We start from the raw sequence: 3,018 nt of genomic DNA, 5'->3' as shown, positions 1-3,018 counted from the left end.
GATCTGTGCCTGTCGTGCAAGGGCTGTTCAGTGGACTGCCCGACCGGGGTGGACATGGCCACCTACAAGGCCGAGATGCTCTACCAGGCGTACCGGCGAAAGTTCCAGCGCCGGCTCGAGGTCTCCGCCGATGCGCCATTCGGCCCAGGCCACGACCTCCAGTTCCTTGGGCGTTGAGGGAGGCGGGCACCCCGAAGGGTGATCCGCCTCCCGAACTGCCGGTACGAGCAGGTGCCTCGCCTACGGCCCTACTTCCCCGCCCACTTCCCGCTCGTGGCGATCGCCTTCAGCTGCCCAATGGTCAGCGCGGGTGTCTGCCGCGTGGCCGCCGCGTTCTGGGACCCCGAGTTGAACGCGGACACCACGACCCGGAGGCCGTCCGTGCGGATGGTGTCGGCGGTCCACATCACCACGCCCGCACCACCCTTCTCGCCCGGGCCCTGATGCGTGACGACCTTCGTCCCGTCCGGCAGCACCTCCGCTCCGGACCCGAACAGCTCCCGCTCTACGTCGGACATGTTCGGCTGCACGTTGATCTGCACCAGGCTCGCGCCCTTGCCGTCATCCACGACGACGCGTATCCGTCGTCACCGTGCTCCGAGGCCACCTTCGCGGACGCGGGCAGCAGCGACTTGAGCTTGCTCAGGATCGCCTTGCCGTCCTGCCCCTGCGCCGGCGGCTGCTGTACCGGCTCCGGTGCCGCCTTGCCCAGAGCGTTCATCACGGGCCGCCACTTGTCGGAGGTGACGAGTCCTTTCAACTGCCCGACAGTGAGCGGTGGCTCGGCCCGTGAAACGGCAGCGTCCTTCTCTGCGGGCGCGTTCCACTCGCTGGCATCGACCATGTAGCCGTCGGGGGTCACGAGATAGGCGTGCCACCACTTGGTGTCCACACGCTTGTCCGGGTACTCGTACCCGCGCATCACCATCAGGCGCGAACCGCCGGCAAGCGTCTCATTCTGGCAGGAGTCGTACGGCACGAAGGACTTGTCGGGGCATTCGAGCTGCTGCTTCGCCTCCGTGCCGTGCGGGTCGATGGCGCCGACGCTCACGCCGATCGCGGCCTTGCCCTTGCCGTCGTCGAAGACGAGGTACGCGTACGGCCCGCGACGGTCGGCCGTGCCGCGCCCTACCTGCCCGCTGACCTTCCCCTCCGGCAGCAGCCCCTCCAGCCTCTCGATCACCTGCTGCGCCGAGAGCTGCGGCCCCTTGCCGGGGGACGACGTCGTCGCGGGGCCGGTCTCCTGCACCTTCGGCTGCGCGGCCACACCCGCGCCACCCTGCCCCGAGCCGTCGCCGAACGCCGCTGTGGCGTACGACGCCCCGAACCCCACCACGGCGAGCGCCGCGACGCTGCCGGTCACGGCCGCGACCCGCCTGCGCCGCAGCCCCCGCCGGCCGCGCACGACGCCGCCGTCCACCAGCGAGCGCCCCTCAACGGAGAAGTTCTCCCCGATGCGGCGCATCGCGTCACCGAGCCCGCCTTCCAAGGCGTCCAGGTCTTCCTGCGTTCCAGACATGCCAAACCACCACCATTTCTCCTGCAAGTCAGTCGGATCGATCAGTACGCGGCGAACTCACCAATGCTGTCGCCCAGTTGCACCCCCAGCCGGGCGAGCGCACGGGTGCTGCGGGTACGTACGGCTGCGGAGCTGACGTTGAGGACGTCAGCGGTCTCCGTGACGGACCAGTCCTCCCAGTACCGCAGCACGACCACGGCCCGGTCCTTCGCCGACAGCTTCCGCAGCGCGTCCAGGAACGTGAGCCGCAGTGAGGCGTCACCCTGCGCGGCTGTCTCCGAGGCCTCGGGCATCTCGTCGCTCGGCCGCTCTCCCGCCGAACGCCGCCGCTGGTGCGCCAGAAAGACACGCACAAGAACGGTCTGCGCGTACGCCGCCGGATTGCCGATCTTCGACGACCGGCCCCACACCACATACATCCGCCCGAGCGTCTCCTGCACCAGATCCTCGGCGAGATGGGTATCGCCGCTGGTCAACAGGCACGCCGACCGGAAGAGATGCCCCATGCGGGCCTCCGCGAACTCCCGGAAGCCGCTCTCCTGGGACCGTCTCATTCGCCGCCCTCTCTCTGGCCTCGTCGCCTACATCATTTAGATGCAGTGGGGGCGGCGGGATGTTTCACCCGGGGCTGCTTTCTTCTCTCCGCGAGCACCTCGACCGCACCACGATCTGGAACCAGAGCCATCTCCCCCGCGCGCCCCGCGAGTTCGAAGCCTTCTCCCTGAGCGCCTTGCAGCCGTGTCCGCTTCCCCGCCGTCACGACATGCGGCGGATCCGCCAGACGCAGAACCCGGCCAGGGCGGGGGCGGCGGCGAGACCGGCCAGGGGCGGAAGCCGGGAGCGCCGGCGACGGCTTCCGCCCCTGGGAGCGGGGCCCTGGGCCCTGCTCGCGTCAGTCGCCTCGTAGCGGCGGCAGCGGTGGCTCCTCGGCCAGCAGCTCGAGGACCGGGACGGCGGCGGCCAGGACCGCCGACTGGTCGTCGGTGAGGCGGGCGGTGCGGGAAGCGATGAGTTCGGAGCGTTCGCGGCGGATGCGGTCGATGACCTTGTGGCCGTGGTCGGTGATGAGCAGCAGCTGGGAGCGGCGGTCGGCCGGGTCCGGCTCCCGGGCGATGAGACCGTCCTCGGCGAGCGGGGCGATCGTACGGATGACGGACGGCGCCGTGACCCGTTCGCGCGTCGCGAGTTCGCCCAGCCGCAGGGGGTCGTACTGCTCGATGCGGGCGAGGGCGGACAGCTGCGCGAAGGTGAGGTCGCGGCGGCTGGAGGCCTGCACCATCTGCCGGTTGAGCCGGGCGATCGCCAGCCGGAGGCGGGCGATCGCGTCGGGGTCGAGGGTCGGCCGGGGGCAGCCGCCATATGGCCGACGCGGCCCACCACTTCGGGCGCCTGGCCTGGGCAGTCGCGGACGGGATCGGCGACGACTACGAGCCCGCCGACACCGCGACGATGGCCGCTCAAACCGCGCCGTACGCGGCACTGACCGGCGGAGCCGCCCA

4 protein-coding genes are annotated in these 3,018 nt (G+C 70.6%); all 4 read right to left on the bottom strand.

Going from position 1 to position 3,018, the window contains the following annotated elements:
* Window positions 1-248 precede the first annotated feature (248 nt).
* The 4 genes from EFK10_RS49820 to EFK10_RS49815 all read right to left on the bottom strand — a co-directional run bounded on the left by EFK10_RS49820 (window position 249) and on the right by EFK10_RS49815 (window position 2,798).
* Window positions 249-518 (bottom strand): hypothetical protein, encoded by a 270-nt coding sequence (locus EFK10_RS49820; protein WP_240677110.1) that lies wholly within the window; start codon window positions 516-518, stop codon window positions 249-251.
* Entirely contained in the window at window positions 506-1,519 is a 1,014-nt protein-coding gene (locus EFK10_RS09760; protein WP_240677109.1) for a hypothetical protein, read from the bottom strand. Before EFK10_RS09760 ends, EFK10_RS49820 begins: the two co-directional genes overlap by 13 nt.
* A 41-nt stretch (window positions 1,520-1,560) precedes the next feature.
* Window positions 1,561-2,073 carry a SigE family RNA polymerase sigma factor gene (locus EFK10_RS09755; RefSeq protein WP_127355334.1) on the bottom strand — a complete coding sequence of 171 codons (513 nt, stop codon included), beginning with the start codon at window positions 2,071-2,073 and terminating at the stop codon, window positions 1,561-1,563.
* 338 nt (window positions 2,074-2,411) lie between these two features.
* Entirely contained in the window at window positions 2,412-2,798 is a 387-nt protein-coding gene (locus tag EFK10_RS49815; protein ID WP_240677108.1) for a MarR family transcriptional regulator, read from the bottom strand.
* Between the last annotated feature and the right edge of the window lie 220 nt (window positions 2,799-3,018).

The sequence above is a fragment of the Streptomyces soli genome (genome assembly GCF_003999195.1).
Classification (GTDB): Bacteria; Actinomycetota; Actinomycetes; order Streptomycetales; family Streptomycetaceae; genus Actinacidiphila; species Actinacidiphila soli.
Note: the sequence above shows the minus strand (reverse complement) of the source record. Positions and strands in the feature narration are given on the sequence as shown.